The organism is Amycolatopsis sp. NPDC004747, from assembly GCF_053601335.1.
This window is the reverse complement of sequence record NZ_JBSGBQ010000013.1, coordinates 36,854-52,388: the sequence shown is the minus strand read 5'-3', so window position 1 is coordinate 52,388 and position 15,535 is coordinate 36,854. Positions and strand designations below refer to the sequence as shown.

Below are 15,535 nucleotides of genomic sequence, written 5' to 3'. Positions count from 1 at the left end.
CCGCACTTTCGGTCATAGGTATTCCATTGGCGTTCATTTTGGCGCGTCGCGGAAGAAAGCGGCCCGTCATACGTTCGATTATTGATTCTGAGGTATTGGCTAGCTCGCGTAACGGTGAGTTCGACGCTGGATTTATGCGCACCTTAAGTGGGGAGCCTATAACAAGAATCTCGCGCACAAGCGTTGCAATCTGGAATCATCAGGGTGACACGGTGCGGGGATCTGACGTTGTCCCAATGGACAAGCTGCGACTTCAGTTGGAAAAGGGTGACTTCCCCTTGCAGGTGCGACTACTCGCCTGGAGTCGTGATCAAAATAACTTCTCAGTCCAGATTGACGAGGCTGACAGGTCTTCGATTGCTATCGACTTTGATTTTGTTGATGCGGGAGACGGAGGAATCTTCGAAGTAATACATCAAGGTGAAGAGTCGCCGAAAGTTGTTGGGACCATTCGGGGTAGCAGCCTAGAGCAGTGGCCGACGTCTAAGCGGATCAGTGTTGATTTCCTGGCTCTCGGTAAACCTTGGTATAGACGTGAGAACCGAGCTAAGGTGTTAACGGGGTTGGCGTTAGCCATCTTCATCTGCGCACAGATTCCTTGGCTTTTCATTCCGATGTACGTGAGAGCCTTAAGTCATGGCGACCTCGTAGACCAGTCTCAATATCAACTAACAAGCCTCGATGGTCAATTAGATTTCGCTGAGAAGGTATTCGAGGTTGGAAAGGTGGGCGGTAGTCCTTTTGAAATTATCTTCGCGTGGGCAGCGGGGCCATTATTGCTCGGTATGCTAGTAATGGTTGCTCACGTGTTGGGCGCCTTCCAACGACGCTTTCCGCGTTCTATTGTTAAGAACTTGGCGCAGCCTCCTTCTCCTGATGTAGAGGGGCTGGCGCCTCAAGAGCGCGCGCCTGCGCAGGCGGAAAAGTCCGGTGACTTGTGAGTTGATTGTCCGGTCGCAACCTGTGGGTTGGACGGTTGCTCGCTATTGGATGCCCAAAGCTGGCGGGCATCACCAAGATCTAACTCTCTGTATGCAACCCGATGCATAGCGTAAAAATGTGGTGATCCATCGGATCGGACGGGGCAGCCTCGACCTGGGGAAGTGAGGCTAGAACTGAGACTAAGACGGAGAACGCCGGGTGTCCCAGGGCGGGGCACCCGGCGTTCTGCCTGGTGAAACGGCGGAGGATACAGGATTCGAACCTGCGAGGGCGTGAACCCAACACGCTTTCCAAGCGTGCGCCTTAGGCCGCTCGGCCAATCCTCCGCAGGAGACGATACCGGATGGCCCGCGTCACCCGTGAAGGTGGGTCAGGGCACGACGTCCGCGACCACGCAGGTGATGTTGTCCGGGCCGCCGCCCTCGTTGGCCAGGCGGATCAGCTCCGGGATCACCTCGGCCGGCTCCTTGCCGGTGTCCAGCACGTCGCGCAGGGTTGCTTCGGCGACCGGGCCGCTCAGGCCGTCCGAACAGAGCAGGTAGCGGTCGCCCGGCTTGGCCTTGAACGTCCAGATGTCCGGGTCGCCGGAGCCCGCCGTCTGCAGCGCTTTCATCAGCAGGGAACGCCGGGGGTGGGACTCGGCGTCCGCCGCGGCGACGCGGCCGTCCTCGACCAGGGCCTGGACGAGCGTGTGGTCGCGGGTCAGCCGGCGCAGGCCGCCCTCGCGCAGGAGGTAGCCGCGGGAGTCGCCGATGTGGGCCGCCGCGAACTCGACACCGTCGAACAGCAGGGCCGTCAGCGTGGTGCCCATGCCTTCGGTCGTCGGCTCCTGCGACGCCACCTCCTGCAGCCGCGCGGCGATCGACTTGACCACGCCGGCCAGGGTGGCGGCCAGGTCCACGTTCGTCAGGTCGAGCCGCCGCAGGTCGATCTCGAGCTCGCGCAGCACGTCGACCGCCGTCGCGCTGGCGACCTCGCCGTGCGGCTGGCCACCGATGCCGTCGGCGACGGCGAGCAGGCGGGAACTCGCGTAGACCGCGTCTTCGTTGACCCGGCGACGCTTCCCGACGTCCGACCCGGCGGCGTACCGCAGGACGTACCGATCGTGTGTCATGGCTCCCATGAAAGCATTGGTTGACTGAGTTCACAAGCGCCTCGGCTGAATGGAGCATCCTCCGATAGAGTCCTCGCCATGGACGACGATGCCACGGTCAGCGCGGCCGACATCGCGCGGCTCGCCGGGGTCGGGCGCGCTGCGGTCAGCAACTGGCGCCGCCGCTACCCGGACTTCCCGCAGCCGGTCGGCGGCACGGCGTCGAGCCCGCTGTTCGGCCTCTCCGCCGTCGCCGGCTGGTTCCGCGCCCGCGGCAAGAAGTTCGAGCTGAGCGCCGGCGAACGCGCGTGGCAGCGCTTGCGCGCCCTCGGCGACGACCTCGACCTCGCCGAGCGCGTCAGCCGCGCGGGCGGCTTCTTCGCCTTCCAGGCCGGCGTCTTCGACACCTTCGACGGCCGGCTCGACGACCCGGAACTGCTCACCCTGCTCAGCGAGATGACGCACCGGGACGGCCCGGTCGAAGCGTTCGAACTGTTGTGCCGCCGGTACTTCGAGGCGCATTCGCGGCGGTTGTCGGCGACCCCGGAACCGATCGCGGAGCTGATGGCCCGGCTCGCCGGCCCGGTGTCGACGATCCTCGACCCCGCCTGCGGCTTCGGCGCGCTCGCGTTGGCGAGCGGCGCCAAAACCGTGCTGGCACAGGACAGCGACCCGATGACGGCGTCGATCGCCGCGCTGCGCCTGCGGTTGCGCGGCATCGAGGCCGAGGTCCACGCGGTCGACGCACTGCGCGAAGACGCCTTCGCCGGCCGGACCGCCGAAGCGGTGTTGTGCGACCCGCCGTTCAACGAACGAGCCTGGGGGCACGACGAACTGGTCGGCGACGAGCGCTGGGAGTACGGCCTGCCCCCGCGCGGCGAACCCGAGCTCGCCTGGGTGCAGCACTGCCTCGCGCACGTCGAACCCGGTGGCACGGTGGCGATCCTGATGCCGGGCGCGGCGGCCGGGCGGCGCAGCGGCAAACGGATCCGCGGCAACCTGCTGCGCGCGGGCGCGGTCCGCGCGGTGGTCACCCTGACCCCGGCCGGCCCCGACCTCTGGCTGCTGCGGCGCCCGGCGCCCGGCGAGCGCGCGCCGTCCACCGTGCTGCTCGGCGAAGCCGGCGACGATCTGTCCACAGTGGAGGAGAGCTGGCGCGAGTTCGGCAGGCACCCGGAGTCCGGCTTCCGGATCATCGACCTGCTCGACGACGACATCGACCTCACGCCGGCCCGCCGCCGCACCAGGGACGAAGACCCCGGGCAGGCCTTCCAGGCCGTGCGCACCCGGTTCGCCGAGCTGACGCCGCGGCTGCCGGAGCTCGAAGCGGCGGACGCCGAACCGGCGTTCACGACGATTGGCGAGCTGGTCAAGGCCGGTGTCGTCGAGGTCAGGTACGCACCGGTGCGCGCGGACGCCGAGCACCCGCTGGCCGAGGCGGGTGACGTCGTCGCGTCGGTGACCGGCATCGCGTACGTCCACAGTGGACCACCGCGGCCGGTCGGCGCCGGGCTCACCGTGTACCGCGTCGACCCGGAGCGGCTGGACGCGGACTTCCTCGCCGGCTGCCTGCGCGCGGCCGACCTGCCCGCCGCGTCGGCGTCCACCCGGATCGACGGCAGGCGCGTGCGGATCCCGCGGCTGCCGATCGCGCTCCAACGGGAGTACGGCGGGGTCTTCGGAAAGCTCGCCGAGTTCGACGACGTCCTGCGCCAGGCGGCGGAAACCGGCCGCGAGCTGGTCCGGCTAGGCTTCGCGGGACTTGTCGAAGGACGGCTCAGGCCGGGCCGTTAGGGGAACGGATGCTGATCGCCGACCGCTACGAGCTCGACGAGCTGCCGCTCGGCCGCGGCGGGATGGGCGCGGTGCACGGCGGGCACGACCGCAGGCTGGGCCGCCGCGTCGCGATCAAGCTGCTCAGGCTGCCGGGCCGCGACGAAGAGCTGGAAGCCCGGTTCGCCCGGGAGGCCCGCATCCTGGCGACGCTCGACCACCCCGGCGTCCCGACGCTGTACGACTACGGCACCCACGACGACCGGTTGTTCCAGGTCATGCAGTTCGTCGACGGCGTGACCGTGGCGGACCTGCTCGCCGAGCACGGCCCGCTGCCGGTGCCGTGGGCCGCGGCGATCGCGGCGCAGGCGTGTGCGGTGCTGACCGCCGCGCACGCGCTCGCCGTCTGCCACCGCGACCTCAAGCCCTCCAACCTGATGCTCGGCCCCGACGGCGGCGTGAAGGTGATGGACTTCGGGCTGGCCGTGCTCCGCGAAGCCGACGCGGCGCAGTTCACGCGGGCCGGGCAGCTGCTGGGGACGCCGTCGTACATGGCGCCCGAACAGATCCAGCGCGGCGGCGCCGAACCGCGCAGCGACCTCTACGCGCTGGGGTGCGTGCTGCACGAGATGCTCACCGGGCGACGGCTCTTCGACGGGCCGACCGCGTACGCGGTGTTCGAGCGGCAGGTCAAGGAGCTCCCACCGCCGGTGACCGGTGTGCCGAAAGCGTTGAACGCGCTGCTCGCCGAGGTGCTGGCGAAGGACCCGGAAGCCCGCCCGGCCGGTGCCGCCGCGCTGTACGAGCGGCTCGGCGGGTTCGTCGGCGGGCTGCCGCCGCTGCCGGGGTTCCTGGTGCCGCCGTCGGTGCCCAGTCCCGGCCGGATGTACGCCCGGATGCTGGGCCGCGTCAGCGGCTGACCGCCGTGCGGCGGCCGGCGGCGAGCGGCAGCCCGCGGCGCTGGATCCGCCGGTAGGTCGCGGCGTTCTGCACCGCGATCGTCACCCCGAGGCTGAGCGCGACCGACGCCGAGGTCAGCGGCCCGGCGACGCCGAGCGCGGTCCCCAGTGCGAGCAGGCCGATCCGGACGGCGACCGTCAGCACCCACAGCCCGATCGTGACGGCCGATCCTTTCTGGAACGTCGTGCCGTCGCGCTCGGTGAGCGTGGTCGTGGTGCTGCGCAGCACCCCGAGCCCGGCCAGCACCAGCAGGTCGGCCGCGAGCAGGCCCAGCTCGCCCGCGGGTGCGCCGGGCAGCGCTTTCAGCGTCAGGTACGCCCCGAGCACCGTGAGCACCAGCGGCAGGACGGTGAGCCGCCGTCGGCTGAGCAGGGTGCCGCGGATCTGCTGGTAGACGACGCGGTACAGGACGAGGGCCGCGATGGCGACGTAGAGCAGGACGCTGGGCATTTCGGAAACTCCCCTGGTTGCGGACGGTCTCCCCAGCGTCGGCGACCGGCGGCGCGGTTTCGTCGGCCCACGGGCCGGGGCCGGGTGGATTCCGGTCTCCACCCCCGGGTTGACGTGCAGCTGTCCAAATCGTGACCTTCGCCGACGAACCTCGACCGGGTGAACGCCGTCTTTACCGGTGTCCGAAGGCGATGATCGAAACAGCTGGGGGTACCGGATCGTGAAAAGGCTTCTCGCGGGAGCGGCCGCGCTGGCCACCGCGTTCGTGCTGGCCGCGTGCTCCGGCGGGGGCTCGGCCGGTGGCACGAACGCCGGCGGCGGGGCGGTCGCGGCGGGGACCGGCGGCGGGACGCCGACGACCTCCAGCACCGCGCCGACCAGCACCACGCCGGCCAGCACTTCGGCGACGCCGGCCCCGACGTCGTCGGCCACGCCCACCCCGGCGTCCACGAAGCCGGCGCCGACCAGCACCTCGGCCAAGCCGAAGCCCAAGCCGGCGCCGAAGCCCGCACCGGCCCCCGCGCCGGACCCGGGCGTCCCGTGCGCCGCCGCGGCCGCGGCGGCGGGCACCGCCGCCTGCGTCGACATCTCCGCGCACAAGGCGTGGCTGCTGCAGGGCGGCAAGGTCGTCTACGGCCCGGTGCCGATGCTGCCGGGCCGCAAGGGCTACGAGACCCCGACCGGCACGTTCCACGTCCTCTCCAAGGAGAAGATGCACCTGTCGAAGCAGTTCGACAACGCGCCGATGCCGAACTCGGTCTTCTTCTACCCCGGCGACGCCTTCCACACGGGCAGCCTCTCGGTGTACTCGCACGGCTGCATCCACCTGTCGGCGGGCGCGTCCCTCAAGTTCTTCAACACGCTGCACGTCGGCGACGTCGTGCAGGTCGTCCCGTAATTTCACTACTTTCCGTCACGTGGTGTAGGTCACATTAAGATCAAGTAATCCCGATCGCTGCAACTGGCCCCCCTTCTCCCGCGACAAATGATCGCAAGGGAAGGGGGGCCAGATGGCCTTTCGGACGCTTCGCCTGCTGCTGACGACGGTCCTCGCCGGGACGTTGCTGCCCGTGATCGCCACCGGAGTGGCGACGGCGGCGACGCTCCCGCCCGGGTTCGTGCTCCGGGACACCGACTCCGGCCTGGGGCCGTACCAGCTCACCGACTTCGCGTACCTGCCGGACACCTCCGTCCTCGCCACCGGCAAGGACGGCCGCGTCCGCTGGCTGCCGGCCGGCGGCACCGGCCGGACCATCGCCACGCTGCCGGTCCACGCCGACGGGGACCTCGGCCTCGTCGGGCTGGCCGTGGCGCCGGACTACGCGGCATCGCGGGCCGTCTACCTGACGCGGTCGATCGACACCGCCGGCGGGTTCGTCATGCGGCTTTCGCGGTTCACCGTGACCGCCGACGCGGCGGGCGCCCCGGCCGGCCTGACCGGTGAGCGGACCGTGTTCGAGGCGCCGGCCACCTACAACGTCCACGGGATCGACACCGTCGTCACCGCGGCGGACGGGACGCTGTGGCTGTCCGTCGGCGACGACGCCGACTACCGGATGACGGACCCGGGTGCGCTGCGCGCCCAGGACGTCAACCAGCCCTACGGCAAGATCCTCCACCTGACCGCCGACGGCCGGGGCGTGCCCGGGAACCCGTACTTCGACGCGGCCGACCCGGGCTCGACCGCGAGCAAGGTGTTCGCGCGCGGGTTCCGCAACCCGTTCCGCTTCAGCATCGACCCGAGCCTCGGCCTGCCGGTCGCCGGCGACGTCGGCTGGGGCGGCTGGGAAGAGCTCGACGTCGTCCAGCGCGGCGCCAACCAGGGCTGGCCGTGCTGGGAGGGCAACCACCAGACACCGGGCTACAGCGGGCTCGGGGGCTGTGCCGGCGTGCCGAACCAGCCGCCGCTGTTCGAGCTCCCGCACGGCGACGGGGTGATGACGGGCAACAGCGTCACCGGCGGGATTGTCTACAGTGGAACCAGCTACCCGGCGGCCTACCGCGGCTCGTACTTCTTCGGCGACTACGTGGCGAACCGGATCTGGACGCTGCGGTACGACGACCAGGGAAGGCTCACGCAGGCTCCGGAGAACCCGCCGGTCTTCACCGGCATCGGCGGCCCGGTGAAGTTCGCGGCGGCGCCGAACGGCGACATCGTCTACGCCGACATCCTGTCCGGCAACCTGCGCCGCCTGAGCTACGCCGACGGCAACACCGCTCCGGTGGCCAAGGCGACGACGTCGGCGAACCCGGACACGCGCACGGTTTCGTTCGACGGCACGGCGTCGGTCGACTACGACAACGACGTTCTCAGGTACGACTGGGACTTCGGGGACGGGACCACCGCCACCGACGCCGGTCCCGAGGTTTCGCACGCCTACCCGGCGGGCCCCACGTCGTTCACCGCGAAGCTCCGGGTGCGGGACCCGCTCGGGCTCAGCGGCGAAACCGCCGTCGCGGTCGCGCCCGGCAACCACACGCCGGTGCTCACGCTGACCTCGCCCGGGACCACGACGTTCGCCGTGAACCAGCCGGTCACCGTGCGCGCCACCGCGACCGACGCCGAGGACGGCGCCCTGCCGGTCACCTGGACCACGGCGGTGCGGCACTGCCCGAGCGAAACGACGTGCCACTCGCACCCGGGCATCGGCGGGACCGGGGCGAGCTTCTCGCAGGCCTTCACCGGGCACCCGGACTCCCGGGTGGAGTTCACCGCGACGGTGACCGACAGCGCGGGCGTGTCCACGGCCAAGACGTACACGGCGATGCCGCGCCGGCACCGGATCACGCTGCGCGGCACGCAACCCGCGGCGCTGGGCATCCCGGTGGCGGGCGGGGCCAGTTCGGCCATGGTGACCGAGGGAGCCTCCTTCGACGTCGAGGCCGCGCCGCTGGCCACCGACGGTGCCTCGAAGTTTTCCGGCTGGCAGGGCGGCCCGGCCGACCCGACCTGGATCGTCACCGCCGGCCCGACCGACCTGACGCTGACGGCGAACTACGCGACCCCGATCGACCAGCGCTACGACGCCGACGCGGCGGTGCGGGCGACGCTCGGCGCGCCGGTGGCGGCCGAGCTCACCGACGGACCGGTGCACCACCGGGCGTACGCGAACGGCCGGATGTACTGGAGCGCCGACACCGGCACCCGGTACATCACCGGCCCGGTGCTGGACAAGTACCTCGCCTACAACGGGCACACGCTGCTCGGCCCGCCGTCGACCGACACGCTGACGACGCCGGACGGGGTGGCCCAGTACAACCACTCCCTCATCAACGGCACCGTGGGTTCGATCTACTACACCCCGGCGACCGGCGCGCACCTGATCTTCGGGGAGATCCGGAAGAAGTGGGCGGAGCTGGATTACGAGCGCGGGGTGGGGTATCCGACGACTGACGAGCTGGGGACGCCGGATGGGGTGGCTCGGTACAACCACTTCGTCAAGGACGGCACGGTGGGGTCGATTTATTACACGCCGTGGACGGGTGCGCACGCGATTTTCGGGGAGATCCGGAAGAAGTGGGCGGAGCTGGATTACGAGCGCGGGGTGGGGTATCCCACGACCGATGAGCTGGGGACGCCGGATGGGGTGGCTCGGTACAACCACTTCGTCAAGGACGGCACGGTGGGGTCGGTCTATTACACGCCGTGGACGGGTGCGCACGCGATTTTCGGGGAGATCCGGAAGAAGTGGGCGGCGCTCGACTACGAACGCGGTCTCGGGTACCCGGCGACCGACGAGCTCGGCACGCCGGACGGCCGCGGCCGGTACAACCACTTCACCGCCGGCGGCTCGATCTACTACACGTGGACCACGGGCGCCCACGTGGTGAAGGGCGAGATCCGGAAGCGGTGGGCGGCCCTCGGCTGGGAGTACTCCTACCTGCGCTACCCGAGGTCCGACGAGTACGTGGCGAACGGGGTGTACCGCAGCGACTTCGAGGGCGGCTACATCACCTACGGCTCCGCCGGGCCCCGCGACCGCCGCTGGTGACCCGCCACGAAGATTTTTTCCGCCCGCTCAACCTCCGGCCACCACCGCGCGTCTTGGGTGGCAGAAAGCAGGTAACACGAAGTTCTGGGGGATCACATGCGCGTGCGACGTGTTCTCGTTGCTCTGTCCACTTTGGCTGCCGGGGCCGTGCTGACCGCCTGCTCGGCGGGCGGGACCACGGACGTCCGGCTGGCGGCAGGCACGCCGTCGTCGTCTCCGTCGACGGCCGCCGCGCCGGCGCCGCCTTCGGAGACCTCGGCTCCGGCCACGACCAAGAGCGCGCCGGCCACGACCAAGGCGGCTCCGCCGAAGCCCGTGATGGCGGCGGGGGTTCCGTGCAAGATCTCCGCGAGGGCGTGTGTGTCGCTTTCGGGCAAGCAGGCTTGGCTGCTCGACGAAGGCAAGATCGTGTACGGCCCGGTGAAGATGCTGCCCGGCAAGAAGGAAGAGCCGACCCCGGTGGGCACCTTTCACGTGCAGTACAAGGAAAAGATGCACCTCAGCACCGAGTTCGACGGCGCGGAGATGCCGAACTCGGTGTTCTTCGCCCCCGGTGGCATCGCGTTCCACGAGGGCAGCCTCGGCAGGTACTCGGCCGGCTGCGTGCACCTCTCGGGCCCGGCGTCGCTGAAGTTCTTCACCACCCTGGACAAGGGCGATGAGGTCCAGGTGGTCCGGTGAGCCCGGTCAGGACGTGCGCAGGTCGGCCGGGGTCGTCCCGGCCGCCGTCAGCGGCAGGCCGAGTGCGACGCGCTCGGTGAGCCAGGGGCTCGGCCGGTAGCGGGGGTCGCCGGTGGCCGCGGTGAGGCCGTGCAGGATGCGCAGCACCACGTCGCCGCCGACGAGGTCGCCCCAGGCCAGCGGGCCGCGCGGGTAGCCAAGGCCGAGGCGGACCGCCGTGTCGATGTCCGGCGGGGTGGCCAGGTGCTGGCCCGCGATGAAGCACGCCGTGTTGACGATCGAGGCCAGCAGGCGCTGGGCGATCGGGGCGGGCCCGTCGCGGACGACGGTCACCGGGTGGCCGGTCGCGGCCAGCGCGCCCCACGCGGCGCGGCCCACCGCCGGGTCGAGTCCGGGGTGGACGGACAGCGTCAGCCGGCGTTCGTAGCCACCGAGCGGGTCGACGCCGGCGACGCGGTCCAGCGGCAGCCCGGCCCGGGTCGCGGCGTCCACTGTGGATTCCCCGTAGAGCGGCACGAGCAGGATCGCGTCCGGGTAGGCGTCGGACACCACCTGCACGCCCGCGGACGACAGCGCACGGGCGAGGTGGTCGTCCGCGGTGAACACCGGGCTCGCCGGCTTCGGCGGGGCGGCGGGTTCGTCGGCGACCTGCTGCTTGCCGTCGGCGTAGGAGTAGAAGCCCTCGCCGTTCTTGCGCCCGAACAAGCCGGCGGCCACGCGCGGGCGGGTCAGCCACGACGGCCGCAGCCGCGGGTCGCCGTGGAAGCCGCTCCAGATGCTTTCGAGCACGGCGTGCGAGACGTCGAGGCCGGTGAGGTCGAGCAGCTCGAACGGGCCGAGCTTCAGACCGAGCACGTCCCGGGCGATGCGGTCGACGTCGGCAGGCTCGGCCAGCGCCTCGGCGAGGATCTGCAGCGCCTCGGTGTTCAGGCCGCGGCCGGCGTGGTTGACCAGGAACCCGGGGGCGTCCTTGGCCAGCACCGGCTCGTGGCCCCAGCTCCGGACCAGCTCGAGCGCCTGGCCGGGGAGCCAGTCGTGCGTGCGCGCGCCCGGGACCACCTCGACCAGCCGCATCAGCGGCACCGGGTTGAAGAAGTGCAGGCCGACGAGCCGCCCGGGGTCGGCCAGCTCGGCGGCGATCTCGGTGACCGACAGCGAGCTCGTGTTCGTCGCGAAGATCGTCTCCTGTGGACAGACGCGCTCGAGCCCCGCGAACAGGGCGCGTTTCGTCGCGAGGTCCTCCCGGACGGCTTCGACCACGAGGTCGACGCCGTCGGCGGGCGCGTCCGGGGCGGCCACGGCGACCAGCCTGTCCTTCACCGCCTGCGGTTCGCCGGTGAGCTTGCCCTTGGCGGCGAGCTTGTCGACCATCCCGCCGACGTACTCGATCGCCTCGGTGACGGCTTCGCGCCGGACGTCGGCCAGCTCGACGGTCACCCCCGCGGTCGCGGCCAGCTGGACGATCCCGCGGCCCATCACCCCGGTGCCGATCACCCGGATCCTGCCGACCTTCCCGGCCCACCCCGTCACGTCGTGCCCGCCTTCCGCCGTTGGACTCCGCCTCAGCCTAGAGCCCGGCGAACTCCGCCATCCGCCTCGCCGAGTGGGCGAAGAACGCGTCGGCCGGGTCGACGCTGCCGACGTACTGGCCGAACAGGTCGAAGCTGATCGTGCCGAACAGCTGGGTCCAAGCCATGAGCAGCCGGGCCACGGTTTCGGGGCTCGCGACGATCCCGAGGACCTGCGTGAGCGTCTCGGCCTGGGTGCGCAGCTCGGGCGGGACTTCGCCCTCGACGTCCCGCAGCTCGGCGGACGTGAGGACCTCGACGAGGGCGAGCGCGACGCGGGCGGCCGGCACGACGGTGTCCTGCGGCGCCGCGTAGCCGGGGATCGGCGAGCCGTAGATCAGCGCGTACTCGTGGGGGTGCGCGCGGGCCCAGTCGCGGGTGCCCAGCCAGATCGCCACCCAGCGGTCGCGGGGGGCGCCGGTGCCCGGGTCCGCCCGCTCGGCCGCTTCGCCGATGGCGTTGTAGGCGTCGACGATCAGGTCGGTGAGCAGCCGGTCGCGGCTCGGGAAGTACCGGTAGATCGCGGACGACACCATGCCCAGCTCCCGGGCCACCGCGCGCAGGGAAAGGCCGTGCGCGCCGACCTCGGCGAGCTGGCGGCGGGCCTCGTCCTTGATCTCCTGGGTCAGTTCGGCGCGGGCGCGTTCGCGGGCGGTTCGGGTGGCGGTCATGCGGATCAGTGTGCCACGACGAGAGCGGCGCACAAAACTGAGAGCAGTGCTCTTGACAGGGTGCAGCGCTCTGGTGTTCACTGCTCTTAACCGAGAGCACTGCTCTCCCAAACTTTCGGAGGACACCATGACCGCCGCCCGCTACATCGAGCCGAAGAAGTCGACCAACGCGTTCAACGAGCTGGTCGCGAAGCTGACCAAGCTGGGCGTGAGCGTCTGGGGCAGCCGGGTGCTGACCGTCGTCGGCCGCAAGAGCGGCGAGCCGCGCTCGGTGCCGGTGAACCTGCTGACCGTCGACGGCGTCCGCTACCTGGTCGCCCCGCGCGGCGAGACGCAGTGGGTGCGCAACCTGCGGGCGGCGGGCCAGGGCACGCTGCGCGTCGGGCGCCGCGTCGAGACGTTCACCTTCCGCGAGCTGGCCGACGACGAGAAGCCGGGCATCCTGCGCGCCTACCTCAAGCGCTGGAAGTTCGAGGTCGGCGTGTTCTTCGACGGCGTCGACGCCAAGGCCTCGGACGAGAAGCTGCGCGAGATCGCGCCGGGCTACCCGATCTTCGAGATCTTCACGAAGTAGGTTTGCGCCGGGTGAGGTTCGCCGCGACCAGCACCACGCCGACCAGGAACGCGGCGAGCCCGATGAGGAACCACAGCTTCTGCCCGGTCATGAAGCTGCCGGTGATGACGCCGATGCCCTGCAGCACCCAGACGGCGCCGACGAGCACGAGCACGACCCCCGCCGCCAGGGTGATCCACCGCTTCATGAGCCCAGTCTAAGCAGGCAGGGACGTCGCCGCCGCGGTCGTGGTTAGGGCACAGTGGCGTTGTGCAGGACATCCGGGGGTCGCTGAGACGGCAGTCGCTGCTGGTCGCGCTCGTCTGCGTGGTCTGCGACGCCGCCCTCTTCGGCCTGCGCGGTCCCTTTCCCGAAGCCGGGTGGCGGGCCTGGGTCGTGCTGTTCGCGGGCGTCGCCGTCAACGCCGCGCTCGCCGGGGCCGCGCGGTACTCCGGGTGGGTCGCGCTCGCCCATGCCGTTCTCTTCGCCGGCGCGCCGCTGCTCCTCTGCACCTGCCAGGGGTACGTCACCGGCAACAACGCCGGGATCCTCATCGCCGGCTACCGGGCCGGGGCCTGGCTGCGGACGCGGCCCGCCGTGCTCGCGCTCGGTGCCCTGCTGCTCGGCGTCACCGCCGGCTGTCTCGAAGGCGGCGGCCGGGTCGCGAACGACTGGCGGCTGATCGGCATCAACGTCGGCGTCTCCGCGCTCCTGCCGTGGCTGGTCGGCCGGTACACGACCGCCCGGCGCGCCTACATCGCCGATCTCGAGCGGGCGGCCGACGAACGCCGCCAGCACGAAGAAGAAGCCGTCAAGCGGGCCGTCCTCGAGGAGCGCACCACCATCGCGCGCGACCTGCACGACGTCATCTCCCACCACGTCAGCGCCATCGGCGTGCACGCCGGCGCCGCCCGGCTCGGCCTCCCCGAGGGTGCCGGGCCGGCGCGCAGGTCGCTCGGCGCCGTCGAGTCGGCCAGCCGCTCGGCGATGGCCGACCTGCGCCGGCTGCTCGACCTCCTGCACGCCGAAACCCACGCCGAACAACCCGGTCTGGACAACCTCGACGAGCTGGTCGAGACCGTCCGCGCGGCCGGCCTGCCGACCCGGCTGACGCTGGGCGGCGAGCCCCGCGAACTGCCGGGCTCACTGGACATCGCGCTCTACCGGATCGCCCAGGAGGCCCTGACCAACGCCCTGCGCCACGGCGAGGGCCCGGTCGAAGTCGAGCTGAACCACGGCCGCACCGAAATCGTGCTGTCGGTGACGAACGGCCTGCGCGCCGGTCGCCGCGAAGAAAACGAGCACGCGCACCGCGGCCTGGCCGGCATCCGCCAGCGCGTCACCCTGTTCGGGGGCCGGGTCTCCTACGGCGAGACCGGCGGGCTCTGGCAGCTGCGCACGACCTTCCCGGTGGAGAGCACATGATCCGCGTCCTGCTGGCCGACGACCACGCGATGTTCCGGTCCGGGATGCGCGCGCTGCTCGACACCCAGCCCGACTTCACCTGCGTCGGCGAGGCGTCCGACGGCCGCGAAGCCGTCGCCGAGACCGCCCGTCTGCGCCCGGACGTCGCGGTCCTCGACGTCCGGATGCCCCGCCTCGACGGCCTCGCCGCCACCGAGGCGATCCTGGCCGCGCCGGGCAACGACACCCGCGTCCTCGTGCTGACCACCTACGACGCCGACGAGTACGTCTACCGCGCGCTGCGGGCGGGCGCGAGCGGGTTCCTGCTGAAGAGCCTGGCACCGGAGGAGCTGGTCGCGGCGATGCGGGTGGCGGCGCGCGGGGACGCGCTGATCGACCCTTCGGTGACGCGGCGGCTGGTGGCGAAGTTCGCGGCGGTCCTCGAACCGGCGGCCGCCGAACCCCCGGAGCTGGGCCGGCTGACCTCCCGCGAACGCGAGGTGCTGCTGCTGCTCGCCGGCGCCTGCAGCAACGCCGAAATCGCGCGGAAGCTGCACGTCGGCGAGGAGACGGTCAAGACGCACGTGTCGCGCGTGCTCGGCAAGCTCGGGCTGCCCGACCGGGTGCACGCCGTCGTCTACGCCTACCGCCACAAGCTCGTGCCGGAGGCCTGATCCGGCGAACGGGAACGCCCCGGGTGCCGCGTGAGGGGGCGCGGCACCCGGGACGTTCCCTGACTGAGGGGCGCTGGGGTCAGCTCGTCGGGCGGGCCGAGTAGCCGCCTCGGCGCTGGCCCGGCTGGCGCTGGCCCGGCTCGAAGCCCTTGCCGAGGGAGGTCGCCGTGGCCGTCTGGCCGTCGACCTTGGCCACCACCGTCACGTTCGTGTCGCCCGTCTTCACGTCGCCCGTCTTCTGGGTCGAGGAGTCGAGCGCGTAGGTCTGCTTGTAGCCGTCCTTGCTGGTCAGCGTCACCGACGTCGCGCTCAGCTCCGTCACGTCGCCCGTCTGCAGGCGCTCGGTCGTGTAGCCGCCGCTGCTGTCGGCCACCACGAAGTCGCCGTGGAGGGCCTCGCGCAGCGCCGCCATCCCGCCGCCGAAGCCACCGCCGGGGCCCTGGCCGCGGAACTGGCCGCCGCCGGGGCCACCGCCCGGGCCGCCGAAGCCGCCGGGGCCCTGCGCGGAATTGTCGGCGTTGCTCGTGCCCGCCCAGATCGCCGCGCCGCCGCCCGCCGCGATCACCACGGCGATGCCCGCCGCGATCGCCGTCTTCTTGCCGGACCAGCCCTTCTTCGGCGCGGCCGGGGCCGGGTCGCCCCAGTTGGCGCCCTCGGGCTGGATGTTCGGCATCGGCTCGGTCGTCATCGTGTCCTCCGGTGGTGCCCACACTGGTCCCCTTCAGGTTCGCCGCCGCGGCTGTGTTTGCGCTGTGCGGAACGTCAGCGGGCGCT

15 protein-coding genes and 1 tRNA gene are annotated in these 15,535 nt (G+C 71.1%); 9 read left to right on the top strand and 7 right to left on the bottom strand.

Annotated elements, in window-relative coordinates; genetic code table 11:
* Nucleotides 1–236: 236 nt before the first annotated feature.
* The gene (locus ACWEGE_RS22120; protein ID WP_449662329.1) at nt 237–941 is read left to right on the top strand and encodes a hypothetical protein; all 705 of its coding nucleotides are present in this window, start codon (nt 237–239) and stop codon (nt 939–941) included.
* A gap of 242 nt (nt 942–1,183) precedes the next feature.
* Here the strand turns inward: ACWEGE_RS22120 and ACWEGE_RS22115 are convergent.
* Nucleotides 1,184–1,268: transfer RNA gene (locus ACWEGE_RS22115), tRNA-Ser, on the bottom strand.
* Nucleotides 1,269–1,312: 44 nt separating this feature from the next.
* The gene (locus tag ACWEGE_RS22110; protein ID WP_449662328.1) at nt 1,313–2,056 is read right to left on the bottom strand and encodes a PP2C family protein-serine/threonine phosphatase; all 744 of its coding nucleotides are present in this window, start codon (nt 2,054–2,056) and stop codon (nt 1,313–1,315) included.
* A gap of 78 nt (nt 2,057–2,134) precedes the next feature.
* On the opposite strand from ACWEGE_RS22110, the gene ACWEGE_RS22105 reads away from it, so the two are divergent.
* Nucleotides 2,135–3,829, top strand: coding sequence for an HsdM family class I SAM-dependent methyltransferase (locus ACWEGE_RS22105; protein WP_449662327.1), 1,695 nt, complete (start codon nt 2,135–2,137; stop codon nt 3,827–3,829).
* An 8-nt stretch (nt 3,830–3,837) separates the two neighbouring features.
* Complete coding sequence (locus ACWEGE_RS22100) at nt 3,838–4,728, top strand: serine/threonine-protein kinase (RefSeq protein WP_449662326.1); 891 nt, start codon at nt 3,838–3,840, stop codon at nt 4,726–4,728.
* On the opposite strand, the gene ACWEGE_RS22095 is transcribed toward ACWEGE_RS22100, so the two are convergent.
* Nucleotides 4,718–5,218 carry a hypothetical protein gene (locus tag ACWEGE_RS22095; RefSeq protein WP_449662325.1) on the bottom strand — a complete coding sequence of 167 codons (501 nt, stop codon included), beginning with the start codon at nt 5,216–5,218 and terminating at the stop codon, nt 4,718–4,720. The genes ACWEGE_RS22100 and ACWEGE_RS22095 overlap by 11 nt on opposite strands.
* A 220-nt stretch (nt 5,219–5,438) precedes the next feature.
* Between ACWEGE_RS22095 and ACWEGE_RS22090 the strand changes: the two genes are divergently transcribed.
* From ACWEGE_RS22090 to ACWEGE_RS22080, 3 genes are all read left to right on the top strand, one after another.
* Complete coding sequence (locus ACWEGE_RS22090) at nt 5,439–6,116, top strand: L,D-transpeptidase (RefSeq protein ID WP_449662324.1); 678 nt, start codon at nt 5,439–5,441, stop codon at nt 6,114–6,116.
* A 112-nt stretch (nt 6,117–6,228) separates the two neighbouring features.
* A complete protein-coding gene (locus tag ACWEGE_RS22085; protein WP_449662323.1) occupies nt 6,229–9,210 on the top strand; it encodes a PQQ-dependent sugar dehydrogenase in 2,982 nt (993 codons plus the stop codon).
* A gap of 96 nt (nt 9,211–9,306) precedes the next feature.
* Nucleotides 9,307–9,891: a L,D-transpeptidase gene (locus ACWEGE_RS22080; protein WP_449662322.1), complete on the top strand. Its 585-nt coding sequence runs from the start codon at nt 9,307–9,309 to the stop codon at nt 9,889–9,891.
* A 6-nt stretch (nt 9,892–9,897) separates the two neighbouring features.
* Here the strand turns inward: ACWEGE_RS22080 and ACWEGE_RS22075 are convergent, their stop codons facing one another.
* Both ACWEGE_RS22075 and ACWEGE_RS22070 read right to left on the bottom strand, forming a co-directional pair.
* The gene (locus tag ACWEGE_RS22075) at nt 9,898–11,421 is read right to left on the bottom strand and encodes a 3-hydroxyacyl-CoA dehydrogenase (protein ID WP_449662321.1); all 1,524 of its coding nucleotides are present in this window, start codon (nt 11,419–11,421) and stop codon (nt 9,898–9,900) included.
* A 37-nt stretch (nt 11,422–11,458) separates the two neighbouring features.
* Complete coding sequence (locus tag ACWEGE_RS22070; RefSeq protein ID WP_449662320.1) at nt 11,459–12,130, bottom strand: TetR/AcrR family transcriptional regulator; 672 nt, start codon at nt 12,128–12,130, stop codon at nt 11,459–11,461.
* Nucleotides 12,131–12,257: 127 nt separating this feature from the next.
* Here ACWEGE_RS22070 and ACWEGE_RS22065 point away from each other — a divergent pair, with 127 nt between their 5' ends.
* Complete coding sequence (locus tag ACWEGE_RS22065; protein WP_449662319.1) at nt 12,258–12,704, top strand: nitroreductase family deazaflavin-dependent oxidoreductase; 447 nt, start codon at nt 12,258–12,260, stop codon at nt 12,702–12,704.
* Here the strand turns inward: ACWEGE_RS22065 and ACWEGE_RS22060 are convergent.
* Complete coding sequence (locus tag ACWEGE_RS22060) at nt 12,694–12,891, bottom strand: hypothetical protein (RefSeq protein WP_449662318.1); 198 nt, start codon at nt 12,889–12,891, stop codon at nt 12,694–12,696. The two genes, ACWEGE_RS22065 and ACWEGE_RS22060, sit on opposite strands and share 11 nt — an antisense overlap.
* Nucleotides 12,892–12,953: 62 nt before the next feature.
* Here ACWEGE_RS22060 and ACWEGE_RS22055 point away from each other — a divergent pair, with 62 nt between their 5' ends.
* The gene (locus tag ACWEGE_RS22055; protein ID WP_449662317.1) at nt 12,954–14,108 is read left to right on the top strand and encodes a sensor histidine kinase; all 1,155 of its coding nucleotides are present in this window, start codon (nt 12,954–12,956) and stop codon (nt 14,106–14,108) included.
* Nucleotides 14,105–14,761: a response regulator gene (locus ACWEGE_RS22050; RefSeq protein WP_449662316.1), complete on the top strand. Its 657-nt coding sequence runs from the start codon at nt 14,105–14,107 to the stop codon at nt 14,759–14,761. The genes ACWEGE_RS22055 and ACWEGE_RS22050 overlap by 4 nt, the downstream gene beginning before the upstream one ends.
* 79 nt (nt 14,762–14,840) lie before the next feature.
* Here the strand turns inward: ACWEGE_RS22050 and ACWEGE_RS22045 are convergent, their stop codons facing one another.
* Nucleotides 14,841–15,449 (bottom strand): hypothetical protein, encoded by a 609-nt coding sequence (locus ACWEGE_RS22045; RefSeq protein WP_449662315.1) that lies wholly within the window; start codon nt 15,447–15,449, stop codon nt 14,841–14,843.
* Between the last annotated feature and the right edge of the window lie 86 nt (nt 15,450–15,535).

Coding starts and splice junctions, on each gene's coding strand:
- ACWEGE_RS22070 (WP_449662320.1), bottom strand. CDS start 12,130: ATGACCGCCACCCGAACCGCCCGCGAACGCGCCCGCGCCGAACTGACC.
- ACWEGE_RS22105 (WP_449662327.1), top strand. CDS start 2,135: ATGGACGACGATGCCACGGTCAGCGCGGCCGACATCGCGCGGCTCGCC.
- ACWEGE_RS22050 (WP_449662316.1), top strand. CDS start 14,105: ATGATCCGCGTCCTGCTGGCCGACGACCACGCGATGTTCCGGTCCGGG.
- ACWEGE_RS22080 (WP_449662322.1), top strand. CDS start 9,307: ATGCGCGTGCGACGTGTTCTCGTTGCTCTGTCCACTTTGGCTGCCGGG.
- ACWEGE_RS22110 (WP_449662328.1), bottom strand. CDS start 2,056: ATGACACACGATCGGTACGTCCTGCGGTACGCCGCCGGGTCGGACGTC.
- ACWEGE_RS22045 (WP_449662315.1), bottom strand. CDS start 15,449: ATGACGACCGAGCCGATGCCGAACATCCAGCCCGAGGGCGCCAACTGG.
- ACWEGE_RS22065 (WP_449662319.1), top strand. CDS start 12,258: ATGACCGCCGCCCGCTACATCGAGCCGAAGAAGTCGACCAACGCGTTC.
- ACWEGE_RS22095 (WP_449662325.1), bottom strand. CDS start 5,218: ATGCCCAGCGTCCTGCTCTACGTCGCCATCGCGGCCCTCGTCCTGTAC.
- ACWEGE_RS22120 (WP_449662329.1), top strand. CDS start 237: ATGGACAAGCTGCGACTTCAGTTGGAAAAGGGTGACTTCCCCTTGCAG.
- ACWEGE_RS22085 (WP_449662323.1), top strand. CDS start 6,229: ATGGCCTTTCGGACGCTTCGCCTGCTGCTGACGACGGTCCTCGCCGGG.
- ACWEGE_RS22060 (WP_449662318.1), bottom strand. CDS start 12,891: ATGAAGCGGTGGATCACCCTGGCGGCGGGGGTCGTGCTCGTGCTCGTC.
- ACWEGE_RS22100 (WP_449662326.1), top strand. CDS start 3,838: ATGCTGATCGCCGACCGCTACGAGCTCGACGAGCTGCCGCTCGGCCGC.